At 43.4% G+C, this 17,651-nt stretch carries 17 protein-coding genes; 13 read left to right on the forward strand and 4 right to left on the reverse strand.

Annotated elements, in window-relative coordinates; translation table 11 throughout:
• The first annotated feature begins 19 nt into the window (after positions 1–19).
• Together ELQ35_RS10910 and ELQ35_RS10915 are read left to right on the forward strand one after the other, a co-directional pair.
• Positions 20–727, forward strand: a complete 708-nt coding sequence (locus ELQ35_RS10910) for a class I SAM-dependent methyltransferase (RefSeq protein ID WP_126864875.1) — start codon at positions 20–22, stop codon at positions 725–727.
• The gene (locus ELQ35_RS10915) at positions 720–1,412 is read left to right on the forward strand and encodes an AIM24 family protein (protein WP_126864876.1); all 693 of its coding nucleotides are present in this window, start codon (positions 720–722) and stop codon (positions 1,410–1,412) included. Before ELQ35_RS10910 ends, ELQ35_RS10915 begins: the two co-directional genes overlap by 8 nt.
• A gap of 79 nt (positions 1,413–1,491) precedes the next feature.
• On the opposite strand, the gene metA is transcribed toward ELQ35_RS10915, so the two are convergent.
• Positions 1,492–2,400: a homoserine O-acetyltransferase MetA gene (gene metA / locus ELQ35_RS10920; protein ID WP_126864877.1), complete on the reverse strand. Its 909-nt coding sequence runs from the start codon at positions 2,398–2,400 to the stop codon at positions 1,492–1,494.
• A 161-nt stretch (positions 2,401–2,561) separates the two neighbouring features.
• On the opposite strand from metA, the gene ELQ35_RS10925 reads away from it, so the two are divergent.
• The 3 genes from ELQ35_RS10925 to ELQ35_RS10935 are packed head-to-tail and all read left to right on the forward strand — an operon-like array spanning position 2,562 to position 5,322.
• Complete coding sequence (locus ELQ35_RS10925) at positions 2,562–4,250, forward strand: formate--tetrahydrofolate ligase (RefSeq protein ID WP_126864878.1); 1,689 nt, start codon at positions 2,562–2,564, stop codon at positions 4,248–4,250.
• Positions 4,250–4,792: a hypothetical protein gene (locus ELQ35_RS10930; RefSeq protein ID WP_126864879.1), complete on the forward strand. Its 543-nt coding sequence runs from the start codon at positions 4,250–4,252 to the stop codon at positions 4,790–4,792. The genes ELQ35_RS10925 and ELQ35_RS10930 overlap by 1 nt, the downstream gene beginning before the upstream one ends.
• Before the next feature lie 53 nt (positions 4,793–4,845).
• On the forward strand, positions 4,846–5,322 hold the full coding sequence (locus ELQ35_RS10935) for a glutathione peroxidase (protein ID WP_126864880.1): 477 nt from the start codon (positions 4,846–4,848) through the stop codon (positions 5,320–5,322).
• A 162-nt stretch (positions 5,323–5,484) separates the two neighbouring features.
• Here the strand turns inward: ELQ35_RS10935 and ELQ35_RS10940 are convergent, their stop codons facing one another.
• Positions 5,485–5,724, reverse strand: coding sequence for a hypothetical protein (locus ELQ35_RS10940; RefSeq protein ID WP_126864881.1), 240 nt, complete (start codon positions 5,722–5,724; stop codon positions 5,485–5,487).
• 341 nt (positions 5,725–6,065) lie between these two features.
• On the opposite strand from ELQ35_RS10940, the gene ELQ35_RS10945 reads away from it, so the two are divergent.
• On the forward strand, positions 6,066–6,878 hold the full coding sequence (locus ELQ35_RS10945; RefSeq protein ID WP_185861732.1) for a DUF2935 domain-containing protein: 813 nt from the start codon (positions 6,066–6,068) through the stop codon (positions 6,876–6,878).
• 171 nt (positions 6,879–7,049) lie between these two features.
• Here ELQ35_RS10945 and ELQ35_RS10950 read toward each other — a convergent pair whose 3' ends face one another.
• Positions 7,050–7,424, reverse strand: coding sequence for a YmaF family protein (locus ELQ35_RS10950; protein WP_126864883.1), 375 nt, complete (start codon positions 7,422–7,424; stop codon positions 7,050–7,052).
• A 224-nt stretch (positions 7,425–7,648) separates the two neighbouring features.
• On the opposite strand from ELQ35_RS10950, the gene ELQ35_RS10955 reads away from it, so the two are divergent.
• The 6 genes from ELQ35_RS10955 to ELQ35_RS10975 all read left to right on the forward strand — a co-directional run bounded on the left by ELQ35_RS10955 (position 7,649) and on the right by ELQ35_RS10975 (position 14,563).
• Positions 7,649–9,538, forward strand: coding sequence for an ABC-F family ATP-binding cassette domain-containing protein (locus ELQ35_RS10955; RefSeq protein ID WP_126864884.1), 1,890 nt, complete (start codon positions 7,649–7,651; stop codon positions 9,536–9,538).
• Positions 9,539–9,664: 126 nt separating this feature from the next.
• Positions 9,665–9,751: a putative holin-like toxin gene (locus ELQ35_RS22825; RefSeq protein ID WP_221884962.1), complete on the forward strand. Its 87-nt coding sequence runs from the start codon at positions 9,665–9,667 to the stop codon at positions 9,749–9,751.
• A 373-nt stretch (positions 9,752–10,124) separates the two neighbouring features.
• Positions 10,125–11,252, forward strand: coding sequence for a conserved virulence factor C family protein (locus ELQ35_RS10960; RefSeq protein WP_126864885.1), 1,128 nt, complete (start codon positions 10,125–10,127; stop codon positions 11,250–11,252).
• A 186-nt stretch (positions 11,253–11,438) separates the two neighbouring features.
• The gene (gene ilvD / locus ELQ35_RS10965) at positions 11,439–13,148 is read left to right on the forward strand and encodes a dihydroxy-acid dehydratase (protein WP_126864886.1); all 1,710 of its coding nucleotides are present in this window, start codon (positions 11,439–11,441) and stop codon (positions 13,146–13,148) included.
• 144 nt (positions 13,149–13,292) lie between these two features.
• Entirely contained in the window at positions 13,293–13,727 is a 435-nt protein-coding gene (locus ELQ35_RS10970; RefSeq protein WP_126864887.1) for a BrxA/BrxB family bacilliredoxin, read from the forward strand.
• 62 nt (positions 13,728–13,789) lie between these two features.
• Positions 13,790–14,563, forward strand: a complete 774-nt coding sequence (locus ELQ35_RS10975) for a class I SAM-dependent methyltransferase (RefSeq protein WP_126864888.1) — start codon at positions 13,790–13,792, stop codon at positions 14,561–14,563.
• A 44-nt stretch (positions 14,564–14,607) separates the two neighbouring features.
• Here ELQ35_RS10975 and ggt read toward each other — a convergent pair whose 3' ends face one another.
• The gene (gene ggt, locus ELQ35_RS10980) at positions 14,608–16,311 is read right to left on the reverse strand and encodes a gamma-glutamyltransferase (protein WP_126864889.1); all 1,704 of its coding nucleotides are present in this window, start codon (positions 16,309–16,311) and stop codon (positions 14,608–14,610) included.
• A gap of 479 nt (positions 16,312–16,790) precedes the next feature.
• On the opposite strand from ggt, the gene ELQ35_RS10985 reads away from it, so the two are divergent.
• Positions 16,791–17,420 carry a YpjP family protein gene (locus tag ELQ35_RS10985; protein ID WP_126864890.1) on the forward strand — a complete coding sequence of 210 codons (630 nt, stop codon included), beginning with the start codon at positions 16,791–16,793 and terminating at the stop codon, positions 17,418–17,420.
• Positions 17,421–17,651 lie beyond the last annotated feature (231 nt).

Consider the following 17,651-nt stretch of genomic DNA (forward strand, 5'->3'; position numbering starts at 1 on the left):
GAGGAATTGGGGTGTTGCAATGAGCGTACATCGCTGGCACGAAGATGCTGAGAAGAAGTGGGATTCCTACGCTTCGCAATGGGCAAAGAATTCGCGTGATATGTGGGATAACGGAAGCCGAAAGAAAGTTATTCCCTTTTTTGTTGAACATATTCCCGCTGGGGGAAAGGTAAGTGATCTCGGATGCGGTGATGGCTATGGTTCGCTGCTGCTTGCCAGAAGCGGTTATCAAGTTGTCGGTCTCGATATCTCTAGTGAAATGATTGAAACAGCCAATCAAAAAGCGGCGGTTCATGAGCAGCTGTCCTTCATCCGCGGAGATCTAGTGAAACTGCCTTTTTCAGATGGGCAGTTTGACGCGATAATGGCAATCAATTCGATAGAATGGACGGAATCTCCGCTTCTTGCCTTACACGAAATAAGACGGATTGTAAAGCCGGGAGGATACGCCTGCTTCGGGATTTTAGCCCCGACCGCTGCACCGAGATTAAATAACAGCTACCGAAGATTGTATGGGGAAAAAGTGATCATGAATTCGATGCAGCCCTGGGAGTTTGCTCAGCTGGCAACAGAAAACGGCTGGAAACTGGTGGCTGATGCCGGCGTGGAAAAGCGAGGCGTCGATTTTGTTAGATTAGCTTATCTCTCGAAGGAATTGCAGCAGGCTGTTTCATTTATGTGGCTGTTTATTCTCAAAAAAGAAACGCGAGGAGGGGAAAATGACTAAATACGAAATCAGCCAGTTTATAGCCGAAACCAAACAGCAAGATAAAGGGCAGGGCCTGTTCGAGCTCGAAACGCCACGGATTCTGGAAATAAATCTTGAAGATAATATTTGGGCCAAGATGGGAACGATGATCTCCTATCGCGGCAATATCAAATTCGAAAGAGAAGGAATCCTCGAACATGGACTCGGCAAGCTTTTCAAAAAAGCGCTTTCTGGTGAAGGCACCGCTTTGATGAAGGCATCAGGAAAAGGGAAATTATATGTTGCCGATCAAGGTAAAAAAATCTCAATCCTGCACTTAAAGGAAGAATCCATTTCGATTAATGGCAACGACTTGCTCGCCTTTGAAACGAGCATTAATTGGGACATTAAGTTAATGCGTAAAGTAGCAGGTCTTCTTTCAGGAGGTTTATTTAATGTTAAGCTGGAGGGATCTGGTATGGTTGCATTCACCTCCCATTATGAACCGCTAACCCTTCTTGTGGAACCGGGCAATCCTGTTTACACGGATCCAAATGCGACTGTAGCCTGGTCTGGTAATTTGCAGCCTGAATTTGTAACAGATGTCTCATTGAAGACCTTCTTTGGCAGAGGCAGCGGCGAATCGGTACAGATGAAATTTGATGGAAACGGGTTTGTGGTCGTTCAGCCGTTTGAGGAAGTATACCTGGCCGCTCAAAGCTGAGAATCGCTGTTCGTAACTAACAAAGTCCCTGTCAATTCTATCGACAGGGACTTTGTTATATATAATCAGGTAACCTGGGTTAATCCCATTCATATGGCGTTTCCTGATAAACATAATAATTCAGCCAATTAGAAAACAATAGACTGGCGTGGCTTTTCCAGCGGTAGACAGGATTTTTTTTCGGGTCGTTGTCAGGAAAATAATTTTTAGGGATATCGATCTTTGCTCCTTTTTGCAGATCACGATGGTATTCCACGGAAAGAGTATCCACATCATATTCAGGATGTCCGGTAATCATGATTTTTTTTCCATCCCTTGAAGATATGAGAAAAATGCCTGCCTGGGAAGATTTTGAAACAACCATTAGTTCGCGATGGTTTTCAAGCTCTTCAATATCAACGCCTGTATGTCTTGAATGCGGGGCCAAGAAGGTTTCGTCAAAACCTCTGACAAGCTTCATATTAGGCAGCTGCACGTCATGTTCGAAAATGCCGAAGCATTTTTGCGGAAGCTCGTGTTTGCCAATGCCGTAATGGTGAAATAGTGCAGCCTGGGCACCCCAGCATAAGTGCAAAGTCGATGTTACGTTTTCACTTGTCCAATCCATGATTTCCTTTAGCTCATCCCAGTAGTCGACTGCTTCGAATGCCAGCTTTTCAACTGGTGCCCCGGTGATGACCATGCCGTCGAATTTTTTACTCTTCACATCGGCAAACGTTTTATAAAACTGGTCGAGATGGAGCCTGCTCGTATTTTTTGAAACATGGGAGGTTAACCGCATAAACGAAATATTCACCTGAAGCGGCGTGTTTCCTAGAAAACGGAGGACCTGGGCCTCTGTTTTTTCCTTTTCCGGCATTAAATTCAAGATAATAATATTTAAAGGACGGATATCTTGGCTGATGGCCCGTTCTTCATCCATTACAAAGATGTTCTCACTCTCTAATATTTCTTTTGCGGGCAGCTGTCTTGGTATTTTAATCGGCATGTATGGGCCTCCTTTTTCGAAAATTCAAAATTACATTATGTCCATTATATATAAATTGGCAAGCTGCCGCATCCTTTTTGAAAAAATTCGTTATTTCCTTTTATAATCGTAACAACGTGATAAAATATTAATAGCTTAAGCGAGAGGCGGAGACATAGTCGATGAATTCAAATGCAATATTCAAAAGCGATATCGAAATCGCTCTCAGTTCCGAAATGAAAAACATCAAAGAAATCGCCGAGGCTATCGGGATTGGTGAAGACGGCATTGAGCTTTACGGTAATTATAAGGCAAAGCTCTCTTTTGAAATGCTTGAGAAACTAAAAATAAAAAAAGACGGAAAACTGATTCTGGTTACCTCGATAAACCCGACAAAGGCTGGTGAAGGAAAGTCTACCGTAACTGTCGGTCTCGGGGATGCCTTGAATAAAATCGGCAAGAAGGCGATGATTGCCATGCGCGAGCCATCGCTTGGCCCGGTTATGGGATTAAAAGGCGGAGCGACTGGCGGGGGTTATTCCCAGGTGCTGCCGATGGATGAAATCAATTTGCATTTTACCGGTGATATCCATGCGATTACGACGGCGAATAATGCGTTAGCCGCGATGATTGACAACCATCTGCAACAGGGAAATGAACTAAGCATCGACCCCAGAAAAATCACCTGGAAACGGGTCCTTGATATGAACGATCGTGCCCTCAGACAGGTAGTCGTCGGTCTCGGAGGTCCTTCCAATGGCATTCCAAGGGAGGATGGGTTCGATATTACCGTTGCTTCGGAAATTATGGCAATTCTGTGCCTTGCTGAAGACATCGCAGATTTAAAAGTACGTCTGGCAAGAATGGTGATTGCTTATGATTACCAGCAAAAACCGGTGACTGTTGGGGATTTAGGGGCAGAGGGGGCATTGACACTGCTTCTAAGGGATGCTGTAAAGCCAAACCTGGTCCAAACGATCGAGCATACCCCTGCTCTTATCCACGGCGGACCATTTGCGAACATTGCCCATGGCTGCAATAGTGTGATCGCAACAAAGGCTGCTTTAAAGCTTGCCGATTATGTCGTCACCGAATCCGGATTTGGAGCCGACCTCGGTGCAGAGAAATTTTTGCATATTAAAACAAGAAGTGCAGGCATTAAACCGGAAGCAGTTGTAATTGTGGCGACGATTCGCGCTTTGAAGATGCATGGCGGTCTACATAAAGAAGAGCTCGTTAAAGAGGATTTAGCCGCACTGCAAAACGGCTTTGAAAATCTACGGAAGCACATCGAGACGATCAATGAGTTCGGACTGCCTTTTGTGGTAGCTTTAAATCGATTCAGTGCCGACAGCAGCCTCGAAATCGCTTTGTTTGAAAAGCTATGTAATGAGGAGGGCATCCCTTTTGCGTTGACAGAAGTATGGGAAAAGGGTGGAAATGGCGGAATTGGACTAGCGGAAAAGCTTCTGGAGGAGATCGCAAATAACACAAAGACCTTCCAGACGTTATACAGCCTATCCGACCCAGTGGAACAAAAAATTATGACGGTTGCCCAAAAAGTATATGGAGCATCAAATGTGGAGTTCAGTTCAGAGGCTAAAAAACAGCTGCTTCAATTTGAGAAAGAAGGCTGGTCGCAGTTGCCTGTCTGCATGGCAAAGACGCAGTATTCCCTTTCGGATGATCCATCGAAACTCGGACGTCCTGAAGATTTCACGATAAAGGTCCGATCTTTAAAACCTTCGATCGGCGCTGGTTTCATTGTCGTACTGACCGGAGATATCATGACGATGCCGGGCCTCCCGAAAAAGCCGGCTGCGATGAATATGGATGTCGATGATTCCGGAAAAGCGATTGGGCTTTTTTAATGTTCGACCCGACCGCTTTCGAAAATATGAAAGTAGTATTGGAAGGGGCGATTTACGATAAGGAATTTTACGGGGAAGTTTCTGTCACAAACAGGAAAGACATCGTAAATCTTTCGGCCCTGTCAAGACAATACGAAATTGAAATCACACTTCCTGAAAACCGATCCGTTAAAGCGAGCCTTTTCTTAGAGGCTGATATAGAGAACCTTACCTCTGAGCTCCTTGGGAATGCACAGGAAAATGATACGAAAGCGGGCTGTACGTTAACCGTTGCTTTCTCTGTACCATTTCAAGTTGATCAAAAGCAAGCTGATCATTTAATTGGTTCGCTTGAAGCCATTTGGGGTAAAAAAAGAATCATCAAGGTAAGCAGTACTGTCCAATACACGAATGCGGCCGTCAGCCATGCTTCATACGCCATTGCTTCCGTCTCATTTGACAGGCTTGTAAAAGAAGAGCAAATGGACGATCTATTGACCATGGTAGATTACATGGTAGACTCGCTGTCGGTCCTGGAGAATCTTCAAAATAACAGGAAGTAAAAGAGCTGCAGCAAATAAAACTGCAAATAATAGGATCGGAAGTGAAATAATGTATGTCTGTTTATGAGTTTGAGGTTAAAAAGATAAATGATGAAGAGACATCTATCAATCAGTTTAAAGGCAATGTGCTCTTAATCGTCAACACTGCAAGCAAATGCGGCTTTACCCCTCAATACGAGGAACTCCAACGCCTTTATGAAACCTATCAAGATCAAGGGTTTTCAGTACTGGGGTTTCCCTGCAATCAGTTTCTTGGCCAGGAACCGGGGGATGAACTGGAAATTGACTCATTTTGCCGTCTGAACTATGGAGTGACCTTCCCATTATTTGCAAAAATAGATGTGAAGGGTAGGGATGCCCATCCCCTTTTTAAATATCTTACGGAAAATGCCCCGGGTGTAATGGGTTCGAAAGCAATAAAGTGGAACTTTACCAAATTTTTGATTGACCAGAAAGGAAATGTGGTAAATCGCTATGCACCGCGGACAAAGCCTCTTGAAATTGCAAGTGATATTAAAGCGCTTCTTTAGCAGTCATGGCTAGAAGCCCCTCGTTGTCGTACAACTTTATTCCATTTTATAGAATGGATTATCTATACCATTAAAAACATAATCTAAACATACCCGATTTCCTACTGGATATCGGGTATTTTAACGTGGAGTCTTATTGTGAGAACTTGACTAACTGGATAACTACTTAAATCTTAAAATCCTGGATTCGATTGAAGGTCTTTTTTTAGTTTTACGTATTTCCCGAAGAGGTTTAATTCCTCCCAGGCGTTCCAGTTCCATACGCAGCCTTTTTTCAAGTGCATTCTCAAGTTCAGTAATTTCTGGAGGACTGTCTATAAGGTCTGTTATATTAATATTTATATCAGGTTCCGGGCAGCTACGATTAAATGTATAGCAAAAAAAAGGGAATGACTGTTTCATGAACAATTTACTCCTTTCAAATCGGATGATGTCTCATTTCATCGTATGTTCACGTCTACATGCTGTTACAGGATTTCCATTTTTAGATTGAGCCCATTTATTAAAGTGAAAAAAGGCTAAGAACGATAACAAAACGATAATAGTTCAATACAGGTAATAATCAATCTCTAGGCTATAAAGGAATTAAATTTTACCAAGCAGAAAAATGATGTGATATATACGTATCCAGTTTAATAAGATAATGGTAGGTAACACTCTGGCACCTTTCTCTTTACATATACTTAAGAAAAGAAAAGTGCTTTCAAAAATCTAAAATGTATAAGAAAAAGGGGGAATTTGTGGTGAGTCAATTGGCAGAAGTGGATTTTGTTACAGAGTCAATTAATGAGAATCTCTTCTGGTTGCGAATTATGAAAGAACACGCATTGTTTATGTCACAGGGATTTGACAGAAATGATAAAAAGTTGATTCGAGAGGCGGATCAATTTTTTGTTGTATTTGATAAGCAATTGGCTGAATTGGCAACGCTGCGCCGGGATTCAGATGTGGTAAGAAAATTTAATGAACAGACTATTATACTCGCACGAAGTTTCCGGGAATTTAAATCAAAAGTTCTGTTACTAATAATCCAGTGTAAAATTGCAGGATTTAACTTCCCGCTTTTAATTGATCACATTGCCCGTGAAGCTGGCTATTTTGTTGAGACATTGAAGGGCCTTAATAAGGGAAGACGTGAACCCCTTGCCGATCGTATTGTGGATGAAAATGTTTTTTGGCTTCGTATCATGGCTGATCACAGCAAGTTTATTGCTTCATTACTTGACCCCTCGGAACGAAAGTTAGTTACTGTTGCAAGTACGTTTTCAGATGAATTCGATCAACTATTGGCACAGGCGCGGGATCTAGAATCAATGGTAAAACAAACAGAGCCGTCATTTTTTAATGTACTGACGCGCTTTACCGAAGATGCTCAAAGGGCTACTACCGATCTTCGCAACTTTAAGCAAGATGCACGTGATCTGATTCAACAGTGCAGGGTATTGAGTTTGATCAATCCTGTCCTCGCTGATCATGTTACACGCGAAGCGAATAAGTTCCTCTCCATTTTAAATGATCTTTCGAATCGTGCACAAAATGATTCAACAACTCAATAGCTCTCAATAACTTCAAAACGATCTTCTCAGTTGCATTAGTTTTTACATCCATAAAAAATGCATGTAAGTCAATTACATGCATTTTTTATGTTTCATTTTCTAGAGACAAGTTCAAATGCAACAAAGGGAGTTTATCCGGATAATAAGCTAATAGATGAGTATCGTAAAAAGTTAAAGACTGGTTCTTCCACTATATCCGTGTCTATGAGGAGTATCTCCATCGACATTGGTAACCCCACTAAATTCGTGATAATGGCCACCGCTTGGAAGGGGAATAGCAGGACCAGTTACACCGCGGATCTGATGTTTGTGCCCATCATCAAAGGAAGTAAAAGTAAAATACTTATGGGTATGCTGTACTCCACTTGGAGCCGGTTCAGTAGTTCCCGCATATCTATGTCTATGTCCTACATCGTAAGAGGTAACTCCTTTAAATTCGTGAACATGGACAGGCCTCCCATCCCATGAAGTTATATAAAGATGGTGGGAATGCATAGGATCTGAATCATCTGAATGATACATGAACCCGGTCACGGGTATTTCCATTGGCAAAAACTCCTTAGTCTTTTCCAATATGGTATGAGGTGGAGACAAAAAAGGATTGGGCTTTTAACTAGCAAAAGCTAGGAATATGGCTGGTTGGTATCGAAATAACAGGATATTCTTTTCAATAAGCAAACTCATGATAAAATAGTAAAGAAATAACTGAAGGAGATTTATATGAATCAAAATTACTTACAGCAATTTCATAAAGAATGGGATGTTACATGATGAAAGTTTTCAGTATAGATCATTTGGAAAAAATGCAGGGCGAAAAATTGGTCTTTAAGGATGTATCTTTTTCAATTACGGAAGGTGACAAGATTGGAATTATTGGCGTCAACGGTACCGGAAAGTCAACGTTGCTGAACATCATTGCCGGCGTGGAAGAAAGCGATGGAGGGACAGTAGATCATCCAAAAGACTATACAATTTCTTATTTATCTCAGGCCCCGGTCTTTGATGAAAGGCTGACGGTGCTGGAATATTTGTTTGCAGGCGACACCCCGACCTTTTCCTTGATAAAGGATTATGAAAAAACGCTGCTCCTGCTTCAGGACAACCCTGAAGATTCAAACACACAGGAGCACCTGCTGAAGCTTCAGCAGTCTATGGATGAAACCAATGCTTGGGACACAAATGCCAACGCCAAAACAATCCTGACCAAACTGGGGCTTTACGATTTCTCCAGAAAGCTTTCAGAAATGTCTGGAGGTCAAAAGAAAAGGGCGGCTCTGGCAAAGACGCTGATTGAAAACCCGGATTTGCTGATTCTTGACGAGCCTACGAACCATTTGGATTACGACAGCATTACCTGGCTGGAGGATTACCTTGCCAAGTATCAGCAATCTGTTTTATTCGTAACTCATGACCGCTATTTTCTTGATCGTATTTCCAGCAAAGTTTGGGAGCTCGCACAGGGGAATTTATACGAATTCCGGGGGAGCTACACAGATTTTCTTGAAAGCAAAGCAATTCGGGAAGAAAATGAATCCCTCCAGCGTTCCAAGCAGGAAAGCTTGTTTAAAAAGGAACTTGCCTGGATTAGGACTGGCGCCAAAGCCCGCTCGACAAAACAAAAAGCGAGAATCCAGCGGTTTGAAACGTTGGAAGGAGATCTAAAGAATAAAAGTTATTCGGAAAGCCTGGAAATTGAATTAAGCGGTTCGAGGCTAGGAAAAAAGGTGCTTGAACTGAAGGGAATTTCAAAATCGTTTGGAAATCAGCAGATATTGGAGGGATTTTCTTTTTTGTTCAAGCCGGGTGACCGAATTGGTGTTGTCGGCAGCAACGGGACCGGGAAGTCAACCCTGTTAAATATCTTGTCGGGAAGGCAGACGATAGATGAGGGTGAAATTGAAACAGGACAGACCGTTAAGCTGGAATATTACACTCAGGAAAATGAGGATATGGATGAAAGCCTGCGAATGATCGAATATATCCGGGAAACGGCAGAATCGATAGCGCTTAAGGATGGCACTTACATTACAGCTGCACAGATGCTTGAGCGCTTTCTGTTCCCGATGAATACGCACGGGACGCCGATCCGAAAGCTTTCAGGCGGTGAAAAGAGACGTCTATATTTATTGAAAATCCTGATGTCAGCCCCGAATGTTCTGCTTTTGGACGAGCCGACCAATGACCTTGATACCCAGACACTCACCGTGCTAGAGGATTATTTGGAAACCTTCGCCGGGGTAGTCATCACCGTTTCCCATGACCGTTATTTCCTCGATAAGACGTGCAAGCAGCTGTTGGTTTTCAAGGGTGAAGGAAAAATCAATTTTTATTATGGGCTTTTTTCCGAATTCCTTGAGGAATCGAAAGCGTATGAAGCCGCTACAATCGTGAAGCAGTCTGCGGAAATCACTAAGCCGGCAGAGGAGAACAAAAAGAAAAAGAAAAAGCTTACTTATAAAGAAGCGAAGGAATGGGAAGAAATAGAAGACAAGATGGAGGAAGTGGAAGAAAGGATTAATGTCATCTCAAAGGAAATGGCAGCTGCGGGCAGCGACTACGGGAAAATAAAGGCGCTTTCTGACGAAGAGGATGAACTGAACGAAAAGCTGGAATATATGATAGAACGGTGGGAGTATCTGGCGGAAAAAATCGAAGAATAAGGGGATTGCTGTTATACAAAGATAAATTAAAACTGCAATAAGCTGGTAATATTGGTATAATAGGGATGCATAGCAATTCGGTATAGCGGGCAGTGGTTATCCCCGATCAGAAAGGGGGTGCTGCTGGTGATTACAATAACCGACGCATTAGTGATTATGATCTCTTTCGCTTCACTTATCGTCGCAGTAATCGCGGTTACACAAAAAAAGTAACCCCCCTTACCAATGTCTTGGCCGATGTAGTAAGGAAATAGGTTACTTTTTTGTAGCTTATCAACATCTACTAAAGCCACTGCTCTTTATGCAGTTTGCTGTGCAAGGAAGGTACTGGTTCACTGCCAGTGCCTTTTTTATTCTCTATATTTTTATTATACCCATGGATCAGAAAATTAACAACTATAAAAACGGCCCGGTGAGGTGATGAAAAAATTAAAAAATTTGCTTCAATCCAAATGCTATTCCGAGAGCTTTTTGATAATATCCTCCTGGAGCCGATTTTATACAGATAATCGGGAAACATGATATTAGCTGGACACTATGATAAAATCGGAACTAAAGTCCTTTATGGAAAAAGGAGAGAACACTTTTGGATATAAAATCAATTGAACCAACACCGAGCCCTAATACAATGAAAATAAATTTAACGGAGGAGCTTTCTTCTGGAAAAAGCAATAACTACAAAAAAGACCAGGCTGAAGCAGCCCCAGCCGTCGTTAAAGCAATCTTGCAAGTAGATGGGGTGAAAGGGGTTTATCATGTAGCCGATTTCCTTGCAGTAGAGAGAAACCCTAAATTTGACTGGAAGGAAATCCTGATTAAGGTCCGCCAGTGCTTTGGCGAGGATACCGGCAAAGAACAGGGCGAGAATACGATGCTCGACCATTACGGCGAGGTATCTGTATTAATTCAGCAATTTAAAGGAATTCCTATGCAAATCAAGCTGAATGATGGCACCACAGAAAAACGGTTTGCCCTTCCGGATTATTTCGTAAAAACAATGGCAGACGCTCAAGCGCCTGAAGACAATGTTGTCCTGCTTCGAAAATGGAAGGATTACGGTGTCCGGTACGGCGACATGGATGCCATTGGCGCGGAAGTGTCAGAAGAGCTGATTGCTGCCTACCCAGAGGAAAGATTGAATATGCTGGTATCAGCGGCACAAAATGACGATGGAAAAAAGGGCGCAGTTATCAAGCGGAACAAGCGGAAACTTACGGAAGAAGTATTTGCCGAGGAAGATTGGAAGAAACGGTATCAGGCTCTCGAACAAATGGATGACCCGACAGTAGAAGATATACCGCTGCTTGACCGGGCCCTTGATGACAGTAAGCAATCGATCAGAAGGCTGGCTGTTGTCTATTTGGGTATGATCGAAGATAAGCAGGTCCTGCCTGCGCTTTATAAAGGGCTGAATGATAAAAATCCTGCCGTCAGGCGCACAGCGGGAGACTGTTTATCCGATCTTGGCTTTGAAGAAGCGATGGACGAAATGGCGAAGACACTTTCTGATAAAAATAAAATTGTCAGGTGGAGAGCCGCAATGTTTTTATATGAATCCGGGGCTGAAAGGGTACTGCCCGCATTAAAGAATGCTGAAAATGACCCTGAGTTTGAAGTTGCGATGCAGGCAAAGATGGCGATAGAACGGATCGAGACCGGCGAAGAAGCAAAGGGTTCTGTCTGGAAGCAGATGACCGAATCGAGACAAACCTAGGATTAAAAGGCTGATCAATGGCTTTTGGATCGGAAAACAATGCACCCGGTCCGAAAGCCATTTTTTTTACATAAAGTCCATGAAACCGTCTTCAAAACAGAATATTTTAAAAATGTTGAGAAAGTTGTTGAAATTATCTTAAAAGTTTTCTATATTGATATAAAAACAAGAGGAGGTAAAAATGCAATGGCGAAAGATTTAAGAATACGCAGCAAGGTTATAAGCGAGGGAGAAACAAGGGTTCCTAACCGGGCGATGCTCCGTGCAGTTGGGTTTACCGATGAAGATTTTAAAAAACCGATGATCGGCATTGCTAGTACATGGAGCGAGGTTACCCCGTGCAACATACATATCGATGAATTGGCAAGAAAAGCGAAATCCGGTGCAAGAGAAGCCGGGGGCGCACCGATGATCTTCAATACCATAACTGTCTCAGACGGGATTTCAATGGGCACTGAAGGCATGCGTTACTCTCTTCCGAGCCGTGATTTAATCGCTGATTCGATTGAAACGGTCGTTGGCGGGGAAAGCCTTGATGGGTTTGTGGCTATCGGCGGCTGTGATAAGAACATGCCCGGCTGTATGATGGCGATTGCCCGGATGAATCTGCCTTCCGTTTTTGTCTATGGCGGTACGATAAAGCCTGGTAACCTGAATGGGAAGGATGTTGATATCGTATCTGCGTTTGAAGGGGTAGGCCAGTACAATGCAGCAGCGATTGACAGGGAGGAACTCCACCAAATAGAATGCCATGTATGTCCAGGTGCCGGATCATGCGGCGGAATGTACACCGCAAATACGATGGCAAGCGCGATTGAAGCGATGGGAATGAGCCTTCCGGGAAGTTCCTCACATCCTGCGGAAACAGATGAAAAGCATGACGATAGCTTCCGTGCGGGACAGGCTGTTTATAATCTGCTTGAAAAAGACATCTATCCACGTGATATTCTAACGAAGGAAGCATTTGAAAATGCGATTACCGTTGTCATGGCACTGGGCGGGTCGACAAATGCCATCCTGCACTTAATGGCGATTGCCCACTCCGCTGAGGTGGATTTATCGCTTGATGACTTTAATCGCCTGCAAAAGAAAGTGCCTCATATCGCTGATCTTAAACCAAGCGGAAAATACGTCATGCAGGACTTGTACAATGTTGGCGGTGTTCCTGCCGTGATGCGATTATTATTAAAAGGCGGCCTGCTTCATGGCGACTGTATGACTGTCACCGGAAAAACGCTTGCTGAAAACTTGGAAGAATGGCCTGATCTCACAGACGGGCAAAAAGTGATCTTCCCGCTTGAAACACCATTAAGGGAAGAGGGACCGCTGGTTATCCTGAAAGGCAACCTTGCACCAGAAGGAGCGGTTGCAAAAGTTTCTGGATTAAAAGTGAAAGAGATGACTGGCACGGCAAAGGTTTTTGATGATGAACCAAGCGCAACCGAAGCCATTCTAAAAGATGAAATTCAGGCAGGCGATGTTTTGGTCATCCGCTATGAAGGTCCAAAAGGCGGACCAGGAATGCCTGAAATGCTTTCTATCTCAGGAATTCTTGTTGGTAAGGGCCTCGGCGAATCCGTTGCCCTGCTTACGGATGGACGCTTTTCAGGAGGCACGCATGGCCTGGTAATCGGGCATATTGCACCAGAAGCACAGGCAGGAGGTCCGATTGGACTGATTAAAACCGGTGATATCGTAACAATCAATACCGAAGCACAATTACTTTCCGTTGATCTATCGGAAGAGGAGTTTGAAGCACGCAAGCTGGATTGGCAGGCGCCTCCTTTAATTGCAAGAGGAACATTGGCTAAATATGCAAGGCTGGTCTCATCTGCATCCAGAGGCGCAGTGACTGATTGGTTTAAAGAAGAGGAAACGAAGCTCCGTTCTAAGTAACCCATATTACCCGGCCGGAAACCTATTTTCCGGCCGGGTTTATTATTCCTTAGAATCGAATTCCAAAGCGCGTTCATTGCACATTAATTAAAGAATATAGTATGCTATCACCAGACAAGAAATGAATAATAGGAGGTAATTTTTATGTCAATGGCATATGAAGAATATATGAGACAAATGGTAATACCGATGCGCCAGGAGCTTGTCCAGGCGGGTTTTAACGAACTGCTCACAGAAGAAGAAGTGGAAACGTATATGGAAAGTGCTGAGGGAACGACGTTGGTCGTTGTAAATTCCGTTTGCGGATGTGCCGCGGGGCTTGCCCGACCGGCAGCTACTCAGGCAGTTCTCCGTTCTGAAAAAAAACCTGATCACCTTGTAACGGTCTTTGCCGGACAGGATAAAGAAGCAACGGCAAAAATGCGTGAGTATTTTAAAGGGGTCGAGCCTTCCTCACCTTCGATGGCCCTGTTACGAGGAAAAGAAGTCGTCCATTTCATCCCGCGCCATGATATTGAAGACCATGCGATGGAAGCGGTCATGGAAAATCTTTTGTCTGCATTTGAACAACAATCATAAGAGAAACATTAGGGGAGTGTCTAAGGGCATTCTCCTTTTCAATGATAAGGGAGACTTAATTTATGTTTGTAACCACTGCCGGACGGACAGATTCTGAATTGATAGCCCAGGCCAGGAAGGCAGCCGGGGATTTGCATGTACCGTTCATCCCACGCTTTAAGCGTTCTGTTGCGGAAATGCAAAAGATATACAGCGGGGATTGTTTGGTAGTTGGAAGACAGAGACTTGATTTATATAAAATGAATCACAACGAACCTTTTTTCTTCCATCCAAACGTAGCCATGCTGAGAATCAAAAGGCTGCTTAAAGGAGAAGAAGACCCATATATTTTCACTGCTGGAATCGAAACTGGATCTTCTGTACTGGATTGCACGCTTGGATTGGGCGCAGATGCTATCGTCGCAAGCTTTGTTGCAGGAGAATATGGGACAGTAGAAGGGATAGAAGAAAGTCCGCTGCTCTCGTATGTAGTAAAAAGAGGGCTTGAGGAATGGCAGTCAGGCAACGAAATCATTGATCATGCGTTAAGAAGAGTTAAAGTGAGGCCGTCCAATCATCTTGACGTGTTAAAGTCATGTAGTGATGCAAACTTTGACGTTGTCTATTTTGATCCGATGTTTGAAAAAAGCATTACGGAATCGGACGGGCTTCGCTCATTGACGCACTTTGCGTCCGGCCATGATTTGTCGGAGGAAATAATCGAAGAGGCAAAGCGGGTGGCAGGACGGAGAGTTGTCCTTAAAGATCACTTTAGAAGCCGCCGGTTTACGAAATTTGACTTTCGGGTGATTGTCCGTAAAACTTCAAAGTTCCATTTTGGCTATATAGATGTCTAATAATAAACCGGCAGGCCCTATCAAAGGGACTGCCGGTTTCAATCTTAGTTGTCGTAATCTTCTTCATTTAATCCTGTTGCTTTGCCTTCACGGCTGGAGTCGGCTGCACCAAATAATGTGCCATTATCGGGATCGATTTGGATGCCCTGGACGTTTCCGATTATGTGGGGGACATCATTGAAGGCAAAGCCCATTGATTCAAGATGGCCTTTGCTCTGCATATCCATGCCCTTCTCCCATTCGATGTGAGGTCCCATCGGCGTGAAAATCCGCGGTTCTTCGATGGCATCTTTCAAGTTCATATTGTAATCTATGACATTGATAATCGTTTGTGAAACAGAGCTGAGGATTGTCGGCCCTCCCGGTGAGCCGAGTGTCAGCACCGGCAAATCATTTTTGAAAATAATAGTTGGGCTTTTAAAGCTGACAGGGCGTTTCTCCGGCTCAACTTGGTTCATGCCGCCCGGAACCGAATCAAAATCAGTAAGTTCATTATTCAGCATAAACCCATATTCAGGCACCATGATGCCGGAACCGAATGGGTGTTCAACCGTCGATGTGCAGGCAACGATATTTCCCCATCTATCTTGCACGGTGAAATGAGTTGTTTCACTTAATTCCGGATCTTCTGGCTGGCGGATAACCTCCCATGGTTTTACTGTGTCATACTTCCACGGGTTGCCAAAATCGATTTTCGGGTTCCTTGTTTTAAAATCAATTAATTTTCTCCGACCTGCGAGATAGTCTTCGTGAAGAAGTCCCTTCAAAGGAAGATCGGCAAATTCAGGGTCTGCAAAGAAAGCTTTTTTATCAGTAAAGACCATACGCATTGCTTCGGAGATTAAGTAATACTTTTCCCATGACCTTACGTCGTACTGTTCAAGATGAAATCCTTCAAGAATCTTCATGAGTTGGATCAAGGCAAAGCCACCTGCACTTGGTGCATAGGATGAAGCAATTTTAAAGTCTTTATAGCTTCCCCAGACAGGCTCGTCCACTGTAATCCTATAGTTGGCTAGATCGGTGAGCTTCATGAATCCGCCGAGATCGGTAATTGCCTTGACTATTCCTTCACCGATTTCTCCTTCATAAAAGGCGGCTATTCCTTCCTTCTGTAAGATACGATAGGTATGTGCAAGGTTCTCCTTCTTAAAGATTTCCCCTTCTTGTATTCTTCTTCCATTTGGGATAAAGATGCTTTGTGCTTCATCTCCTAAACGATAATGGAAATTCTCCAGGGCCTCGGACAAGACCCAATTAGCGGAAACTCCCTTTTCAGCGAACTCAATCGAAGGTTCGATTAGCTCGGCCAGCGGTTTGGTCCCGTAAGCCTTGCGGGCTTCATCCATCGCTTTTAATATACCAGGAACGCCTACAGCCGACGCATGTGTTGAGCGCTTTTTGAATGGGATGACCTCTTTGTTATTATCAAGGAACATTTCAGGATGTGCCGCCTCTGGCGCCCGGACATGGCCGTCGAATATTTTTATTTTATCGCTATCTTTATCGTATATCATCATAAATCCGCTGCCGCCGATGCCAGTCATCATTGGCTCGGCAATATTCAAGGCAAATTGGATCGCAATGGCTGCATCCACTGCATTGCCGCCATCCTTGAGAATTTTCCTGCCAATATCCGTTGCGATAGGATGGGCCGTAACGACCATCCCGGCGTTGCCTGTTGCTGTTTCTCTCGCATAATCGCGATGATTTGTACGTCCAAGATATTCTTTGTTATCGTCAGCCATGCTAAAAAACCTCCTCGAAGTGTGTACCGGTAGACAAAGTATAAGAATATTTATGGGAGTGTCAATAGTTAGACGAAAGAAAACCTTGTCAAGCAAATGACAAGGAATTAAAAATTGACGTCTCCATATCAATCAGTAATGGAAAGATAGATGAAATATAGTAACATTAGCATACTTGAAATAACGATTGCAATTGACCACTCCATGACCGTTCCTCCCTTTGATTAAGGTTTGTTACATCTTAGTATTGCTTCCTGTTATTTATTCTCATTCATCTGAAAAACAGATTTAACGGTGGAGTTCCGGAATGAAGGGTTAAAAATACTTGCTCTATATTTGCAACTTATTGTTTTTTATCCCTTTTTCGTTTTTTTGAAACATTTCACAAATAAAAATTCGTAATACAGTTAAAAGGCTTGTATACTAGAATTATAAAAATGTAAATGGAAGTTTCACTTTATCGCGAGGGGTTTTTTGCAATGAAAACTGCGAAGTGGCTTAGGAAAAGTCTGGTTGTTTTAGTCTCCATCTTAACGTTCGGGTTAATCTCTCCTGCTGATTTACATTGGTTAGGCCAGGCGGAGAATGATAAGAATTCGAAAAAGGATTCGATTCATGAAGCCGGCTCACAGCATAACTTTGAACGTCTGGATAGGGAATCGCCATCCTATATCCATGAGCCGATTGATAGGGAAATGTTTGTCCGGGAAATGCTGGTGCACGCTGAGAGAAATTCATATGTAAAATTTGGCGGCAAAATCGGTCCGAAAATTCAAGATGAATTCAAGGGAATTATTTTGCCGAAAATGGAAGAAGCAATTGACCATATTACCTTGCAATTTCCCGAGGAGAAACTGATGCAGTTGGCTGTTTCGGAAAAACCGGCGGCAGGCCGCGGAGAAAAGATTTTTCATATTTACAATGAACAAACAAATGAGGACATCATCCGTTTCCATGTAAGGCAGGAAAATCCGCCCCAGGAAGGCTATTGGTTTAATTTTCATTACCATACACATCATGACCAGTTTCTCAGCCATTACGAGCTCGGAAAGATTTATTGGGACAAAAACACCCCGCCTAGATGGGGCAGTACCACCTATTTATCATGATTTTCAATCAAGCGTGTTCCTTAAGTTGACAACAGGGACAGTCACAAGAGTGACTGTCCCTGTTTTTTTTATTGTTAAGGATAATTTAATCTAGGTTATCTGCATCCAGCTCCAGCGCCTAGCCCCTCGAGGTCATAAGCCAATCATCTGATGGGGAGAAAATCGCTCCCCATACAGCTGCTCGTCTTATGCTTGTCGGCTGTCTCTTATACACATCTGACGCTGCCGACG

Source organism: Peribacillus cavernae (genome assembly GCF_003989135.1).
GTDB classification, from domain to species: Bacteria; Bacillota; Bacilli; order Bacillales; family DSM-1321; genus Peribacillus; species Peribacillus cavernae.